17 protein-coding genes are annotated in these 14,954 nt (G+C 49.1%); 11 read left to right on the top strand and 6 right to left on the bottom strand.

Annotated elements, in window-relative coordinates; translation table 11 throughout:
* The 4 genes from IPK79_13245 to IPK79_13230 form a co-directional block, all read left to right on the top strand.
* Positions 1 to 568, top strand: a 568-nt coding sequence (locus IPK79_13245; GenBank protein ID MBK8191399.1) for an AAA family ATPase, incomplete at its 5' end; no start/stop codon positions are given.
* A gap of 113 nt (positions 569 to 681) precedes the next feature.
* On the top strand, positions 682 to 1,044 hold the full coding sequence (locus tag IPK79_13240) for a hypothetical protein (GenBank protein ID MBK8191398.1): 363 nt from the start codon (positions 682 to 684) through the stop codon (positions 1,042 to 1,044).
* Positions 1,045 to 1,062: 18 nt separating this feature from the next.
* On the top strand, positions 1,063 to 1,827 hold the full coding sequence (locus tag IPK79_13235; protein MBK8191397.1) for a hypothetical protein: 765 nt from the start codon (positions 1,063 to 1,065) through the stop codon (positions 1,825 to 1,827).
* The gene (locus IPK79_13230) at positions 1,821 to 2,012 is read left to right on the top strand and encodes a hypothetical protein (protein MBK8191396.1); all 192 of its coding nucleotides are present in this window, start codon (positions 1,821 to 1,823) and stop codon (positions 2,010 to 2,012) included. Before IPK79_13235 ends, IPK79_13230 begins: the two co-directional genes overlap by 7 nt.
* A 286-nt stretch (positions 2,013 to 2,298) precedes the next feature.
* On the opposite strand, the gene IPK79_13225 is transcribed toward IPK79_13230, so the two are convergent.
* Both IPK79_13225 and IPK79_13220 read right to left on the bottom strand, forming a co-directional pair.
* Positions 2,299 to 2,949 carry a hypothetical protein gene (locus IPK79_13225; GenBank protein MBK8191395.1) on the bottom strand — a complete coding sequence of 217 codons (651 nt, stop codon included), beginning with the start codon at positions 2,947 to 2,949 and terminating at the stop codon, positions 2,299 to 2,301.
* Positions 2,950 to 3,008: 59 nt separating this feature from the next.
* Positions 3,009 to 3,245, bottom strand: a complete 237-nt coding sequence (locus IPK79_13220) for a hypothetical protein (protein ID MBK8191394.1) — start codon at positions 3,243 to 3,245, stop codon at positions 3,009 to 3,011.
* Between the two features lie 649 nt (positions 3,246 to 3,894).
* Here IPK79_13220 and IPK79_13215 point away from each other — a divergent pair.
* The 7 genes from IPK79_13215 to IPK79_13185 all read left to right on the top strand — a co-directional run bounded on the left by IPK79_13215 (position 3,895) and on the right by IPK79_13185 (position 8,616).
* Positions 3,895 to 4,521: a DUF1738 domain-containing protein gene (locus tag IPK79_13215; GenBank protein ID MBK8191393.1), complete on the top strand. Its 627-nt coding sequence runs from the start codon at positions 3,895 to 3,897 to the stop codon at positions 4,519 to 4,521.
* A complete protein-coding gene (locus tag IPK79_13210) occupies positions 4,428 to 4,781 on the top strand; it encodes a hypothetical protein (protein ID MBK8191392.1) in 354 nt (117 codons plus the stop codon). The genes IPK79_13215 and IPK79_13210 overlap by 94 nt, the downstream gene beginning before the upstream one ends.
* Before the next feature lie 114 nt (positions 4,782 to 4,895).
* Entirely contained in the window at positions 4,896 to 5,291 is a 396-nt protein-coding gene (locus IPK79_13205; protein ID MBK8191391.1) for a hypothetical protein, read from the top strand.
* Positions 5,292 to 5,343: 52 nt separating this feature from the next.
* Positions 5,344 to 5,697: a winged helix-turn-helix transcriptional regulator gene (locus IPK79_13200; GenBank protein MBK8191390.1), complete on the top strand. Its 354-nt coding sequence runs from the start codon at positions 5,344 to 5,346 to the stop codon at positions 5,695 to 5,697.
* A complete protein-coding gene (locus tag IPK79_13195) occupies positions 5,678 to 6,280 on the top strand; it encodes a recombinase family protein (GenBank protein ID MBK8191389.1) in 603 nt (200 codons plus the stop codon). Before IPK79_13200 ends, IPK79_13195 begins: the two co-directional genes overlap by 20 nt.
* A gap of 189 nt (positions 6,281 to 6,469) precedes the next feature.
* On the top strand, positions 6,470 to 7,177 hold the full coding sequence (locus tag IPK79_13190; protein ID MBK8191388.1) for a hypothetical protein: 708 nt from the start codon (positions 6,470 to 6,472) through the stop codon (positions 7,175 to 7,177).
* Positions 7,174 to 8,616 carry a hypothetical protein gene (locus IPK79_13185; protein ID MBK8191387.1) on the top strand — a complete coding sequence of 481 codons (1,443 nt, stop codon included), beginning with the start codon at positions 7,174 to 7,176 and terminating at the stop codon, positions 8,614 to 8,616. Before IPK79_13190 ends, IPK79_13185 begins: the two co-directional genes overlap by 4 nt.
* A 245-nt stretch (positions 8,617 to 8,861) precedes the next feature.
* Here IPK79_13185 and IPK79_13180 read toward each other — a convergent pair whose 3' ends face one another.
* The 4 genes from IPK79_13180 to IPK79_13165 form a co-directional block, all read right to left on the bottom strand.
* The gene (locus IPK79_13180; protein MBK8191386.1) at positions 8,862 to 9,545 is read right to left on the bottom strand and encodes a zeta toxin family protein; all 684 of its coding nucleotides are present in this window, start codon (positions 9,543 to 9,545) and stop codon (positions 8,862 to 8,864) included.
* A gap of 573 nt (positions 9,546 to 10,118) precedes the next feature.
* A complete protein-coding gene (locus IPK79_13175) occupies positions 10,119 to 11,648 on the bottom strand; it encodes a trypsin-like peptidase domain-containing protein (protein MBK8191385.1) in 1,530 nt (509 codons plus the stop codon).
* Positions 11,649 to 11,830: 182 nt separating this feature from the next.
* Positions 11,831 to 12,667 (bottom strand): phosphoenolpyruvate carboxylase, encoded by an 837-nt coding sequence (locus IPK79_13170; GenBank protein ID MBK8191384.1) that lies wholly within the window; start codon positions 12,665 to 12,667, stop codon positions 11,831 to 11,833.
* On the bottom strand, positions 12,640 to 14,715 hold the full coding sequence (locus tag IPK79_13165) for a phosphoenolpyruvate carboxylase (GenBank protein MBK8191383.1): 2,076 nt from the start codon (positions 14,713 to 14,715) through the stop codon (positions 12,640 to 12,642). The genes IPK79_13170 and IPK79_13165 overlap by 28 nt, the downstream gene beginning before the upstream one ends.
* Positions 14,716 to 14,954: the final 239 nt, after the last annotated feature.

The raw sequence follows: 14,954 nt of genomic DNA, 5'->3' as shown, positions 1-14,954 counted from the left end.
AAGTGCGAATGTTCAAACCATTCAAGCCGAACTTGGAACATTAAACGCATCAAAGAATAGACATCTTCGAGTGTGTGAAACACTATGCCAAAGCTACCAGCAACTTCTCACAGAAAAAACGGTCCTGGAAACGCAAAAAACAGATGTAAAAACCCGGCTCGATGAATATACCAACCAGGCAATTGCACCCTATGAACAAACCATCAATCGATTTTTAGATCAGTTTAATGCCGGTTACAAAATTCAAGGGGTCTCTCATTCTCGTTCTGGTGGTGCTCCAAACACAAGTTATCAGATTGTCATAAATGATACCCTTGTAAACATTGGTGCTTCGGACACGCCGCTAGATACACCGAGCTTCAAGAATACCCTCAGTTCTGGAGATAAGAGTACGTTAGCTCTAGCATTCTTCTTGGCCCGTTTAGAGCAAGACCCTGATAGGGCTAATCGTATTGTTGTCTTTGACGATCCATTTACAAGCCAAGACAGTTTCAGGCGGAACAACACTGTCAGGCAAATTAAAAATTGCGTTCAAAATTGCGCTCAAGTGATTGTACTCTCTCTATGATATGCGCTTCCTTTACCAGGTTTGGGAAAAGCTAACCCCGCCTGAAAGGAAAGCTCTTCAGTTGATTCGAGTTGGAGAAATAAATACAAACATAACCGCTTGGGATATTGAAGATGAGACACGAACTCGTCACGAGAAAGAGCTTTTTTGAATTAAATGACTTTCTTGCCGAAGGTGTCGGAAATCCTATTGATATTATCCGTAAGGTGAGATCTGTTCTGGAAACACACTGCAAGAAAAATTATCCAGCACATTTTGACTCCGCTGACACACTAGGAAATATTTGTGAAAAAGTCAGGCTGGCAGGAAATGTTCATCCTTTAGGGTCTATTTATACAACTCTGGATGAGCTAAACGAATACACACGGCCATTTCATCATGGACATAATCCGCAAGCCTCCTTAGAAGATATTGATGGAACAGAGCTATCAGGAGCCGTCCGAAGAACTCTTGTTTGCGTTGGACTGATTCATTAGATTTGAGGAGCCCAGTACATGCCAATTGAAGCCCCTTCCAAGCTCAAAGCAAAATCCAAAAACCTCACTTGGACACAGGTGAAGAAGCACATTGAACATTTCAGCCAGGCATCCTTGCTGGATTTGGTTCACCAGCTTTATGAACTCAATGACCTGAACAAGGCATTTCTCACCGTTCGGTTTCAACCGGACGCTACATTCGGATCAAAAGAGTTAAACACGCTCAGAAGGCGGGTTTATCAAATGATGAACCCGGATATTACCCATGCCAACAGCTACCCGAAACTTGAGGAAGCCCGTCAGATTATCACTGACTACGAAAAGACCAAGGACACCTTGGGAACGCTGGACCTGATGTTGACCTACGTGGAAGCAGGAAATGATTTTACGTGCGAGTACGGAGATATTGATGAGGAGTTCTATATTGCTGTGGAAACGGTATTAGACGATTTTGCCAAACTCTTCCAAGTAGGCCCAGACAAATATATGGTCTATTTTAACGAGCGATTGAAGGATCTATCAAAATCAGCGAGCGGCATTGGCTGGGGTATGGCGATGCCGTCACCGACACCGTTGAGGAATTGGGCGTTTGGGAATACAATCCTGAAGAAGAGGCATAACTCCAATTACAGCCCCTTTTCTGCATCCAGAAACTTAATGAAATTCCGTTTGGCTTTGTGGGTTGCCCGTATGTCATTCAGGTATTTTTTAAACGTGGTCTGCTTTTTGAGACGTGTCATGAGTTCCTTGATTTTCACCAGATACCGGATAGCCTGTTGGTAGGCCGTATTATTTTTGATCGCGAGCGTGGGTTCTACCTGATCCTGATAAATCTTCAAAGCATCTGCCGGGTGGTTTTCTTCCCGCTTTTGGGCCAGCTCAATCCAGAGCGAATTGGGACACCAACCTTGTTGCGCTTCTTCCCAAGCGGTTTGAACATCACCTTCCCACAGCAGGATTTTGATTAACTCGGTTTGGTTTGGTTGCCCGTCCCGTTGGGTATAGGCATAAGAGGATTTTCGGGATTGGTGGTTTTTCTGGATCTCTTCCCGGATAAACGCCAACGCTTTAACCCGCATGGGTGGCCAGGGGTCTTCCCAATCGTCTTGTTGGGCAGTGTAGGTCTTAAGCTTTTGGTAGGTGCTTAAATTGGGTGACTCGGTAAATGCCTGCCATGCCAGTTCAAGCGTTTTCCGATGATTGCCGCATTGATGATACGCCTCGATTAAAAAGGAATGGAGGCGATGGTCTGTTTTACCGGGGAAGGCGTGTACCCCTTTCTCGGCCCAAACCAATGCTTTTGAGGTAACCCTGCATCTCGGTAAAGGTGCGCAATCCGCAAGAAATCGTAGGGTTCGGACAAATCCCGTTCTCGGACAGCGACCACAGCTTCGATATCTCCGGCCTGCTTGGCCAAAGAGTCCATAATCTGGGTAATTCGGTAACGGCGTCCGTATTTCTCAGAATCTTTATCCCCGGCTTTAAGGCGGGCACTTTCTCCCATTCCGCTTCGGCCAAGCGCCGGTAAAGACTGATGCCTTCTTTGCCGAACACATCCGCGTAATCTTCCAGAACGTTTGAAAAGGTATCCCACTCGGTTCTGATTTGCCATGCAAAAAGACGTTTGACCAGCGGCTCGATTTTGGGTTGGCCTTGTTTGCAGGCATCGTGATGGAGCGTTTCCAAGGTCTCCATAATCCCGGTCATATATCCAGCAGAATCATCCATGCTGTTCAGAGAATCTTCCAGCAAAGACAGGGCATATTCGGTCAAGTCTATGGTTTCCTGGGTGTACCCCTCTTTCAAAAGCTCTTGAAGCGATTCGGTAACTGCATCAATCCCAGCCGCGTAAGCACGCATGTGGTAATAATCGACAAAATCACGCACCCGAATGGCTTTTTCCAAAGCCTTTTTAAATTGCTGAAGGTTTAGATCCTTGCCCTGGGTAGATTTGGCTGTCTTAATTAGGAGTTTTCCCGAAGCCGGTCATCTTCTATAGCTTGCTGCATCAGCATCTCGACCAACACATCCGGTTTTTGTTGTTTCAGGTAGGTCTTCACATCCTCCATCGACACCGAAGGCGTCTTGGCGTTGGAACTCGCCTCTGAGGCATCTTCTTTCAAGTCTAACCATGTCAACCCCACAGCCACACAATGCTTGCAAAATTCCCCCTTCATCTCCCAAAGGGCAAGAACAGTCATGATCCAAGCTCTCTCCATTCCAGATAAGTTTGACCCGGTAGGAAGACTGGTAAGAACCCCGGACTTTGGCGGTTAGCGTGCCTTGGTAAACCACTGAATCAAAAACAAAGCCTCGATCATAGTAGTCTTCACCGCGCTCAAAATACTTGGCTCCGGCCAATCGTTTGAGGAGCTGGCGAGGAGGAAGTCAGGAGTGGGCGTCAAGGTTACCATGCCTTTAGCATACGACGTTTTAGAGGGGCCTGTCGATGAGCACGAGCAAAACTTTCACCACAAATTTGTGAGAGGGGATATCGACATTAAGGGGTCGAGTGATCCCCCCACACCCTCTTACGTTTTCAGAGTGTCGGTTCTTTTCTTGCGGGCTTGGGTGTTCAGAAAACCCCATGAAAACCATACCCTGGAAACCCGTATGAAACCGGGATCGCATGAGGCTGTTTTGAGTTGTTCAGGAAACAAATGATTTTTGAACACGTTACAAAAGATTTCCATAAGCCTGGATAGCCTTATTTGATAGACGTTTCACCGTCAGACCTTCTCGTTATTTTTAGAAAAAGGGTTGACAAATTTTTTGCTTTAAAACATGTATGAATACATGAAATGTTTTAAAGCATTTTATGAATCAGCTAAGCAAGAGGAGTAAAACCCGATGGAAAAACCCAAGCGCGATCTCTATCAGGAGATCACAGACAAGATCATCACGTCCCTGGGACAAGGCGTTAGACCCTGGAAATGCCCTTGGGATCAGTCACGCTATGGCGGCTTTGAGGGTATCCCTTACAACCTCAAAACCAGCTTTGGTTACCGTGGCATCAACATTCCCATTCTTTGGGCTACCCAACAGGAAAAGGGCTATAACGCCAATGGCTGGCTATCTTACAAACAAGCGGAAGCCATGGGCGGTAACGTTAAAAAAGGTGAAAAATCCACAACCGTTGTGTTCTGGAATTTCATCGACAAAGAGGAAGATGGTAAACATAAGCGGATCCCGTTCCTCAAGTGGTACAACGTGTTTAATCTGGATCAATGCGAAGGCATCGACCTGACGCCACCGGTTAAACGGGAACAGACATGGGATGACATACAACGCATTGAAGGCGTGATCACCGATTCCAAAGCCTTGATTCACTTTGAAAAATTGGTGTTCGAGCTTGCTATAGCCCCTTGTCAGATTTCATTAATATGCCCAAAAAGGAACGGTTCAAGGAATCAGGGGATTTCTATTGCACCCTATTTCATGAAATGGCGCACTGGACCGGCCACCACTCAAGGCTAAACCGTGATTTTTCTGGGCGCTTTGGGGATGAGTCCTACGCCTTTGAGGAGCTGATAGCCGAAATGGGCGCGGCGTTCCTGTTTGCCGATCTGGGCTTGGAAGGCAACGTGCAACACGATTCCTATATTGCCTCATGGCTCAAAGTCCTGAAAAACGATAAAAAGGCGATTTTCAAAGCGGCAACTGAGGCCAGCAAGGCCCATCAGTTCATTCTCAAGGGAACCGGTGAACAAGAGGAACCCATGGAGGAAGCCGCCTAGCGCGGCTCTCTCCATGCAGCTCTGTTCGGTTTTCATCCCTTATTTGTCCCTTATTCATCCCTAAAAACATCCCTAATTCGTCCCTATATCAGAAAACTTTGAGGAGCAATAACCATGTCCGTTGCCTATGAACAAGACACCTATTACCGATTCAGCCTCTTTGCCAAGAACTGGATCGCCACCAGCGGCATCATGAACCATTGCCAGCGAAACCAATGCTTTTGGGTTCTGGATACCCTGGCATCCTATGTTCCAACCCTGGCCAGAGCCCAAGGTGTTGACTACTTCCTGATTGTTCAAGTAGAGGTCAGCCTGGATAAAACCTCCGTGTTTACCATCCAACAGGAACAGCATGATAAAGAGGGAAACGCCACGTATCAAACCCTGGTCCGGCAAGAGATTGACTATACGGACCTCAAAGAGACCTGGACATTCTGGGCCATCAATGAGAGTTCAGGAGCCTATGATCCCGCCTGTCAAACAGTGGTGTTACTCCCGGAGGAGTATTGAAGAAATGCTACAATAAATGCATCAATGCATTCGCTGTAATGAAAGGAAATCTATGTCTGAACTGAAAAACGTGATTACCCTTTATGCCGAACTGGAAAAGGCTTTGCCTTATCCCCAGTTGTTCCCGGTGTTCCTGTTGATTTGTGACAAGGAACCTATTCCTTTGAGTGACATCAATAAGGCCCTGAACCTGGAACAATTCCAGGTCTCCCGGCATGTTTCCGCTTTGGGCAAGACCTACAAAAGTAACCGGGAGCATCATGCCGGGCCGGACTTGGTAACCACTCAAGAAGACCCGGACAACCGGACCCGAAAGATTGCCATGCTCACCAAGAAGGGCCAAAAGCTTCGAGATAAAGCTCTTGAAATATTGAAAGGAAAGACCCATGCAAAATCAAAGAGCTAAACGGGTTGCTCTATATGTCCGAGTTTCCACCGACGGGCAGACGGTTGAAAACCAGTTGATGGAACTGGAACGCATCAGCCAGCGGATGGATTGGGAAATGGTTCATATTTTCAAGGACGAGGGCATCAGTGGAGCCAAGGGACGCAAGGACCGACCGGGCTTTGACGCCTTGAGCAAAGCCGTGATCCGCAAGGAAATTGATATGGTGGCGGCATGGTCCGTAGACCGCTTGGGCCGCTCGCTGCAAGATTTAATCGGGTTTCTGTCCGAACTCCATGCCAAGGGCGTTGGCTTGTATCTGCATCAACAAGGCTTGGACACCACCACCCCAGGCGGCAAAGCGATGTTTCAGATGATGGGCGTCTTTGCCGAATTTGAGCGGACCTTGATTCAAGAGCGTGTCAAAGCCGGATTGCATCGGGCCAAAACCCAAGGCAAGACGCTGGGCCGTCCCAAGGTATCGGAGGATGTGGAACTCTCCATTTTAGCTGCCAGAGAAGACGGCAAGGGCATTCGTAAAATTGCCCAGGAAGTGGGTGTTGGTGTGGGAACCGTCCTCCGAGTGCTGAAAGAGGCATCGTAAGAAGCCGAAATTTTTATTTTACGTGTTTGTGAGAGGGGGTGAACCAACAGAAATCGACATTTTTTTGGGGATTTTGGCCCAATTGAAGCTATTTCTCGCTGAAACTTCGATTAAAACGCCGTAAGTCACGTTTAAAGGGCCTAGCCACAAGGGAATAATAACCATGGTTCCCTCAAGTGGTGTCAGGCAATGTCATTGAGCAATTCACAATGGAAACATCGCTCTCAAAACCGGTGGCAGCAATGCGAAGTCGGCGGATGTTACAAGCCGCGCCACCAGTCTTCCCAGTATTGCGCCAATCATGCCAGACGGCAACAATACTATGGCCACGCAGAAGGCTACCGCATCAAGAAAAAAGACCTCGCCCCTTTCCTGAAGTCCGTCAAGCGTTTCTTTCGGAAGCACAAAGAGCATCCCGCTATCGTGGAATCTATCAAGGTTCTGGACGAATGGTTATACGAAGGCGTGATTCTGGCCTCCAACGGAGGAGGAAAAGCCTGCCAAGAATTGCGACGCCTCTATGATTCCGGTATCCGAGGCAAGGACGTGTTGGAGGTGGCAGGAGCCGTCTGGTTGATGTCCCATCATCTCCCGGCGATGATTCCCGACGATGAACGACTCACGTTTGCTCTGTCCCGCGCCATCCTCCAAACCTGTCCCCAAACGGAACGGATTACCGGGTTCTCTTCAACCGGTGAAGCCAAGAGATCCCATAATCGGGCTGGAGCCACTGTGCATCGTGTCGTTGGCCAATTCATCCGGGACAGCATCGGGATTGTCTATTACCGGATGTTTGAAGCAATGGCACGGGATACCGAGCGAGAGAAACAACAACGCCAAGACCGCAAACACCGGCTCAGAATGCCCTTTGTAAACGGCACGGAGGACGGGCCATGAACCAACCGCTTCACAACGATTCCGCCGGTGGAAAACTGAAGGCCAATCAACTGGCCCGACAGGTTCTTCAGGAGCATCCACTGCTCACCGATCCCTTTGGCAACACCTATCGCTACAACGGCCAACATTGGGAACCGATGGAAGACCGGGTGTTAGAGAAGCTTTGTCGTCATTACGATGATTGGCAGCACAGCACCCGCCAGCGGGTTCAGGACACGGCCTATTACGTCAAGAACTTCACGTTGCTGGAAGCGGGCGTTCCCTGGAACAACCTGAAGCCCACCCAGATCCCTTTCAAGAACGGCCTCTATGATTTGAGTGTGGGTGCTTACCCGGAAGACCTGACGTGCCTGGATAATCCGTTGAAAACCGAACGGGTGGAGCTGAAAAGCATGTTGGGACTGAGGAACCATCGACCGGAAGACTATCTGGAAACAGTCTGGCCAATCGTTTGGAATCCCTTTGCCCAATGTCCCACATGGGATCTGTATCTCCAGGACTGCTTTGGCGATCTGGCCGAGTTTGAGGAGTATGTTGCGGCATTGGAGGAGTTTCTGGGTTATCTCCTGATGACCAAAGCACCCTACAAGAAAGCACTGCTTTGCTACGGGGAATCCAACACCGGCAAAACGGTTCTGGAAAACGTCATGATTGCGCTGGTTGGTGAACACAACATCTGTCACATTCCCATTGACCGGATGTGTGACGCGAGAGCCATTGCCCCTATCAAGGGCAAAGCCTTGAATGTGATTGGCGAGCTGAAGTTTGACACCATCTTGTCTGACTCTGGCTTCAAGCGGCTGGTCTCAACCGGAGAGCCTGTGGAGCTGGACCGCAAGTACAAAGACCCGGAAATCTATCGGCCTTTCTGTAAACACGCCATTTTCACCAACAGCCTGCCCGTGATTCACGACTACTCCGAAGGCGTCTTTAACCGCCTGCTTTTGATTCATTTCCCCAACGTGATTCCCAAGGACCGGCAAGATCCGTTTCTGACGGATAAGCTTCTGAGTGAAATCGACGGGATCGCGTTGCGAGCCTTACAAGGGTTGACCCGACTGATTGAGAACAACGGCCAGTTCACCATTCCCAAGTCGGTTGAAAACCTGCTCTCCGAGTACAAGGAAGAGACCAACGTGATGTACGAGTTTCTGAACGACTGCTTTATGCCAGATGGCAAAGGCCATGCCCGGATGGATCAGGTGAGAAAAGCCCTTTGGTTGTATGCGCCCAAGTGCCGCCAGTGGACGCCCACCCGGATCACCCAAGCCTTGAAAGCAACCGGATGTGACATCCAAAAGACCACCCGCAACGGTCAACGAGGACGCTTCCTGTTGGGGTACACGCTATTGGAAAACACCATGCCTTGTCCCTTCCCGGAGACAGACGGCTACCGACACACCCCAACCAACATCGACCCAGACAACCCCTACGACTGACGCCCAGATGGATGTGTTGGTTTCCTGCTTCAGTGACTTTTGAAGTGTGGTGCTGCTGGTGGTGTTTGGGCACGGGACGGAGGAGAAGGACACTTTCCCCAACGCTAAACAGACTGAAAGTAGCCTTTGGTTACCTCTTTACGGCACTTACGGCAGCAAAAACAACACTCTCATGAAAACGGAAGGAATATAGAGCAGAAAGCAAAAAAGCAAACCGTTTCAGCACACTAACGCCGTAAGGGGTGTTACGGTCCTGTTTGCTCTGGTAGCTCTTTGGAGATATCCACCACCTGACCGTCCCGAAAGACGTAGATGGGTGTCCCCAGCTTACGGTTAATCTCTACCGCCTCGGAGATAGCTCCCTTTATCCAAGCAGACAGTTGGGTTAAACGTTCCGGTTCGGTTCCGGTAGATGCTTCGGTTGATACCGGTTCCCTATCGGAATTGTCATAGACTCCCCAAGCATCTGCCAAGGGTTGGTATAGATGCCTCAAGTTCTGAAGGCTACGCCTATAACGGCGTCGGATATCGGCTTCAGGAATATGATGGCCTCCCGCCAGAACACGTTCGGCCACCCTGGAAACAGCCAACTCTGGCGTCTTGAGGTAGAAATAGAACAACACCACTTGATACCCTTCTTCTTTGCGTCGTTTGAGAAATGGCGCAAAGGAACGAGAGGCCAACGTGGTTTCAAATGCAAAGTCTGCCCTTTGATCAGCCAGTTTATGGATGCGTTGCAACATCATCCGTCCGGCTTTAAGGGCACTCTTTTCTGGCTGAAAGGGGGATAAAGCAGCCGCAATGGCATCCGCGTTGACATATTCCATGTAATCCAAACGGGGCAAAACCCGAAGGGACACTGAGGTCTTCCCGGCCCCGTTGGGACCTCCAATCACATAGCAAGTTGGTTGTTTTTTGCGGCTATTCATCTCCTTATCATCCCTGAATGCCGTACAGGAAGACAGCACAAAATCCCCATCCTGTGTGTTTGCCTCGGTCGTTTTCAAGGGATTTGAAGCCGGTCTGACCAAACCAAAACCATCCAGAGATGTCTCAGACCAGACCTCAGCCCCTGAAAGTGCGTCGGTCAAAGCAGATGGAGAAGTGGGATTTCAACCCAATTTTATTATGCCCAGAATCGTCTAAAACTAAACTCTGGAAAGGGTTTTTGCGTGTTTTAAAATATGATAAGGACTGTTGTAAGGCTCCCCAAAGACTGCCTCACTTGAGATATAATGGGGACGTTTTGTTTGTTAGTTGACAAGTGTAAAGTACTTTCAGGCTATCAATTTTGAAGTTTATTGAGCCACGCGGTTTTCAGACTCGTTCCAAGCGGTTTCGTAAACCGTAGGTCACCGGTTCAAATCCGGTCATCGGCTCCAGTTTTCTGGAGGACCCCTGCTGCCCGGGCGCGCCAAGCGGGATCAAGACGTGCGGGGAGGGGCTGTTTCCGAGAAACGGCTGGGGCCTGAAGAAAAACAGACCTCCTGAATATCCTGCCTCTAGGGGGCTCCCGGCGCGGTTTCTGTTGCGGATTTCGGGGGCGTTTCTGATGCGGGTATCCTGTTTAATTCGCTCTTATTCGTCGAATGAAGACTGTTCACATACGACCAGTATGGCTTAAAGTCGGAGACAATCAGTTCCTGGATTTTTCTGGGGAATCGCAGCGTCCTGTCTTCATCTTTGCTTCCTTCTATATCGATGACCAGCTTTAAACTGCTGGGGGTCTCAAAGCATTTTGAATCGAATGTATAGAGGCCCACATAAGATTTATCAATAAATTCATTGTAAAGATAACCGGTCATTTGACGCATCGATTCCTTGAAGGGGGCTCTGCCCGTTTCAATGGGCGTGCAAGCAAGTTCATTATTTTCTTTTTTAAGTGACATTTTCAGAAAATCTTTTTTAATTTCATGCTTTCCCATATAAAATGGGGCGAGCATGAGGGGCGTACCTACGCCAAACGAGGCGGCGCTGGCGACTGCGGCTGCTAAAAAAGAAAGAGTATTGACTACTTTGCTGGTGGTGGTCAGTTTTGGGTTTGGAATTACCACGACGGTCACAACGGGCTTTTGATAGTTGTAAAAAGCAAGGTTTTTATAATCAATCTCATCATCCGTCAGTTGAAAGCCTTTTTTCCTGGCTCGCCCCTTGCGGTGTTTGAGGATTTTATCCTCTGCTTTAATAATTTGATGATACCCCTGAATAGGCGTCAGGACACTCACGCTGAAATAATTGGATTTAAAGTTGTAATCCTTCTGATCTCTGTCTGTAAAAAGAGAGGGGGATTCTTTTACGAGTTGGGCGATGGGAAATGGGATCGCAGGGGTATCCGGGAGTAGTTCTGAAGAAGGCTTCTCTGAAGTTAGAATGTCTGCTTTGGCCTTGGAGAGAAGGAGAATCGCTTTTGTGATGGGGACAGCGCCTGCAAGAGGGGGGCCGTTTGCTGCCTGGACGAACGTATTGATCCCGACAATCTGGCCGTCGTAATTTAAGAGTGGGCCGCCTGAGTTTCCGCCATTGATGCTGGCGTCGTGTCGAATTACTTCCCCCTCAAATTTACCGACGACGCCGGTGGTCAGGGTTTTTTCAAGCGTTTCGCGTTGAATGGGACTCCCCACGGCAATAATTTCTTCGCCTACCAAGACCAGATCTTCGCCTGGCGGAGGGGTGAAAATGGGAAGAACCGTTGCCTTACCTGCCTTTTCAAGATTCACCCAGAGAATGGCCAGATCATTTGCTCGATCATTTTCCAGTAATTTGGCTTCTAAAATAACGCCGGGGGTTATTTTAACTCTTAAATTCCCTGCGTTTTCTTTAACTACGTGGCTGTTTGTTAGAATCAGCCCCGAAGCGTCGATGATCACGCCTGACCCATGCCCGGATGATGAGAAAACCGTGACAATACCGTCTTTGACTTGCTGGAAAATCTGCCCGGCTTTGGATAATTCTCTGGCCGGCAAAGGTGGACACCAGAATATGACCTGAGAAATTAACAGGCACGCTAAAGCTCGCGCAGTCCAACGTTTCATGCGTTTTCTCCAATTGTATTTCGGGGCAAGCGTATCAGCGCAACGCTATTAAACCCAACCGGCCACCAGGGACGGACCTTCTGTGAAAATGAAATATAGCGTATTATCAGTAATATTAAGGCGGTTTGTCAATGGTTCTTTCGGTGACTCTGTTGCAGTGCGTTATATTTGTCTGTAAATACTTAACCGGAAGTCCCCAACCCCGCGACAATACCGCCGGTTGAACTGATGAAGGCGCGATAGTATAAATCCTGAAGTTGCTGATCGTGCGCGCTGGATTGACTTCTGTATTGCTTCAACAGGTACACTTGTAAATAATTCAGCGGGTCCAGATACGTGCGTTTCATGGCGATGGACTTCTGTAACGAAGCGGTTTCTGGTGCAGACAGCAGGTGTTCGCAGTTTATGACGCTTAACAGCATGGCGCGGGTCAGCGCGTATTCTGCCTGAATTGCGTCAAAAATGGCCTGGACTTCCGTACGGTTATGGGAGGGTGTTTTGAGAAGCGTGGTGTAATGTTGTGAAATGGGCATGTCGGCTTGAAGAATGCCGATAGCGCTGTTATTGAGGACGCCATGAAAGAAGGGCCAATCCTGATAAAGCGTCCGAAGAGCGCTCAGTCCTTCCGCGTGCTGCTGTGCGTACGCCTGCAAAGCGGATCCCAAGCCAAACCACCCTGGAATAATGGTGCGAGACTGGAACCATCGAAAAACCCACGGAATAGCGCGTAAATCTTCTATGCGCGCAATTTTGCGCCGGTGCGTTGGTCTCGATCCGATATGAATGGTTTCAATCTCGCGAGGGGTGGCATCGTGAAAATAGGCCACAAAGCCTGGCAATTGCTTAAGGTCTCGATATTTTTGATACGACGTGGCCGACAATGCTTCTGCTATCGCCACCCAGGCTGGCGGATCGTGATCGATATTTTCCTCGTCTTTTAAATTACGCAGGAAGGCGGCGCTCAACAAATTATTCAGGTGGGCTTCGGCTGTTATTTCCGATAAATAATGCCTGGCCAATACTTCGCCTTGCTCGGTAATCTGAATGCCGGACCGAAAACTTTCGGTGGGAAGAGATAAAATATGTTGTCGGGTCGGTCCGCCGCCTCGACCAATACTACCGCCGCGCCCATGGTAATACTGAATGGTGACGCCATATCGATGCGCAATGTCGGACAATTGCTGTTGTACCAGATAGAGCGACCATTTACTGGTAAAATACCCCCGTCTTTGTTGCTGTCACTATAGGCGATCAGGACTACCTGGCGATTGCCTCGCGCGCGAAGATAGCCGCGATACGCAGCGGATTCAAATAATTGCGTCATCATCTGTGGGGCCGCGACCAGATCGTTGATTGTTTCAAAGAGCGGCACAATATCTACAGCGCCCATCCATTGGTCATTTTCATAGTGCGCTAACTGTTGCCACTTGAGCAGCGCAAGCGCCGCCAGTGCGTCTGATGCCGAATGCGTCATGCTGAGCAATACATGCCGTGACGCTTGCGGCCCGATTTCGGCATGCGCGAGCTTCATGACCGCTGTCATGCCAAACAGGCGCATTTCTGAGGCGCCGCCTTCTGAAAACCATTGTGGCCAGTGGGTGACGACGCGCGCTAATTCATGAGGCTGAATATGCGTTGTGGTTGCCTGGGTCAAATACTGCTCTAAAAATGCGAACCATGCGTCAGTGGCGTGCGTATTATCATTTGGGTTAAAGAATGGCGCTAAATCATATCCTCTCGCCATCAACCCGCAACGTGCGGCGGATTGGAAGTGCTCCGCCTCTTCTCGCAGGTCAATGCCTGCAAAGTGAAAATCAAAAATCTGGACGGCATTTAAACAGGTTTCAATGGGCCGTAGAAAATTATCGGAAAGCCCTAGTTCATTCAGTCCGTCTAAAATCAGCTTCAAATCTGAGATGAGTTCGGCGGCGCGTCTATAAGCGAATCCATGTGGAAAAGGCTGCGGGAGGAAGCTGAATTGACTGCTGAAACGAGGCGCGTCTAACATGCTTAAAGTGAGGGGATAGGTCAGGGTGTGATTCAGCTTGGCGACCATTAACAGTAGTTTCTGACGATAGGGTTCTCGTTCGTGGTACTTATAAATCCCTTCTGACCGCTCAAAGGGATGCGATTTTGCGGCTTCAAATTCTTTTAAATCCTGCTCAATTGAAGATAGAAGCGCTTCGTGACGCTCGATCCCTTTAAGTGCGGAGAAACTATATTCTTCCGCTAACGCCGCTAATTGATCCCGATACTTTATCAATATCTGCTGTCGGCGAGAAGCTAGAATCGCGGCTAAAACATGGGGCTGAGCATTCGGGTTGCCGTCCATGTCCCCGCCTACCCAACTGCCGATCTCAACGGCGGGATGGTTTTTGAATAATCGTCGCTGAGTGCGCAACGTCGTTTGTAATGTGCTCTCTAGCGTAACCTGGAGTTCGGGGAGCGTGTTAAAGAGGACATCCAGATAATTTTCTAATGCCTTGGCTTCGTCCTGCACCGTAGGTTTGACCCATTTCACAAAGCCTGTGAGCCAGAGGCACTGAATACGCGCTTCCAGCGCTTTAATAACGCGAGCTTGGTCCTCCGCGTTCTTGGCGTCATGAAATTCCCCTAATAACTTTAAAATTATCTTGTGATGGTGAAGATACGTCGTTCTGAAAATCTGAGTAGGATGCGCAGTCGAGACCAGTCGCAAGCAGATCTTTTCCAGTGCAAGAAGGATATTGTCTGACGGGACGCCACCGAGCGCCTTTTGAGCAATAAGCTGCTCAATGGAAGGTTCTGGAGGTTGAAATTGGTCATGATGATAGCTTTCCGCAATAGAGGCCAACTCCAGAAAAATGCGAAACGTATCGACGATTTTCAGTAATTTTTCGAGGTCTGCTTTTGTCGATTCGCTGGCCAGCAGGTTAGACAGAATATTTTCTACGTCCGATTGCGTGGTATCCTGTCCTGCGGCGCGAGACGCCTGAATCTGCCGACGTAACTCGCGAATTAGCAGGAATAGCTCATGTCCATTGGGCCGATCGCCCACAACGACCTTGCCCAGCAAGGCCCCTAACAAGCGAATGTCATCATATACCGGGGTCTGGGGGCTGATTTATGGGGGCCCGAAATGCCGGGTAACGTCTGTACAATGCGTTGGTACCACGCCCATGCAGACAGTGTTTGCGAGGTCTCTGCCGACGATTGTATGCCTGCGCCCTGCATGGCCATCCCCTTTCTCAGCATGGTGATCCGAAGCGATTCTCATGGTAACACAACTTCGTCTGGCCTCTCTGAGTGTGTGTGCCTGAGGGTCCG

The sequence above is a fragment of the Vampirovibrionales bacterium genome, assembly GCA_016712355.1.
In the GTDB taxonomy this organism is placed as follows: Bacteria; Cyanobacteriota; Vampirovibrionia; order Vampirovibrionales; family Vampirovibrionaceae; genus JADJRF01.
The sequence above is the reverse complement of the archived record's forward strand: the minus strand, read 5'-3'. Positions and strand labels throughout refer to the sequence as shown.